Genomic DNA, 1,213 nt, shown 5'->3' with positions numbered 1-1,213 from the left:
TGACGCAGGCCCTTGAGGAACGCCGTCGTCGAGTACTCCGGGTCGGTGATCTGCTCCGGCGTGCCCCAACCGCTCGACGGGCGCTGCTGGAACAGACCCAGCGAGTCGTGGTCGTTCATCTCGCCGAGGTGACCCAGGTTCTCCAGCTTCGACTCCTGCAGGCTCGTCGCGATCGAGATGACCGCAGCCCGCTCGGGCAGACCCGCCTTCTTGGTGGCCGCGATGATGGCCTTGGCGTTGCCGGTCTGCTCGCCGTTCAGGTCGATGTGCGACTGCGCGCCCTGGGTGCCGTGCGGGATCAGCTTGCTCGCGTCGGGCTTGTCGGCCTGCACCACGGCGACCGGCCGGGGGTCGGTGCTCGGGGCGGCGACATGGGCGATCGGGCCGGCGAAGACACCACCGGCGAACGCGAGACCGGCAACGGACAGCATGCTCTTACGGAAGATCGTGTTCATGGGGGTAGCTCCTTCGGGGGTAGGAAACACCCGCCTCACCACAGGGAAACGGCGACGCGGATGTGCGCACCTCGTCCGGCGCTGCACAAACGGGGGGTCTCGGGTGCGGCACCAAGCGGAGCGGTGCCGGGGCGGCGTCCGACGGGCGAGGGAAGTCGCTCGTGGGCGCCGGGACCGTGTGTAACGACCGCCGGTCCGGAGTCATTCCCGGGCCCTCAGCCGTGGATCCGGAAGCGGACCCGGGGCCGTCCTGCGGTCGTTCGGGGGTCTGCAACGACCCGGTCCGGCCGACCATTCCCCGGGCGGGGTGGCCGTGGTCCTGCGATCGTCAGGGTGTGTAACGACCCCGGGTCGGCCACGATTCCGGCCCGGGGATGCACCCGGTCACACCCCATCGCCACCCGGAATCGGACATCACGCCCAAGGCGCACCACCCGGCGCTCGCCGTCGGGCCGCCCACGGCGACGCCCACCGGCAGCCGCAGGTGAGCGTGGCCATGGGCCGGTCCGCCGTCACCCTGTCCACCTGGCGTCCCCTTCCGCTGTTCCGCTGTCCGTCGGGGCGGCTGCGGCGGGGCATGGCGGTTGTGGGCTGTGATGCCGGTGAGTCATCAAGATGACTCACCGGCATCAAGGCCGCAGGAGTGGTCGCCGCCCCTGGCATCGAAAGCTGCCGGGTCCGCACCGCACCGCACTGCACCGGACCGGACCGGACCGGACCGGACCGGACCGGACCGGACCGGACCGGACCGGACCGCA

1 protein-coding gene is annotated in these 1,213 nt (G+C 71.2%); it reads right to left on the bottom strand.

What is annotated here, in order from left to right:
- Positions 1-455, bottom strand: a 455-nt coding sequence (locus tag AB0J36_RS26645) for a hypothetical protein (protein ID WP_363661240.1), incomplete at its 3' end; no start/stop codon positions are given.
- Between the last annotated feature and the right edge of the window lie 758 nt (positions 456-1,213).

Origin of the sequence: Micromonospora sp. NPDC049662 (assembly GCF_040675055.1) — a bacterium.
Taxonomy (GTDB): Bacteria; Actinomycetota; Actinomycetes; order Mycobacteriales; family Micromonosporaceae; genus Micromonospora.
Note: the sequence above shows the minus strand (reverse complement) of the source record. Positions and strands in the feature narration are given on the sequence as shown.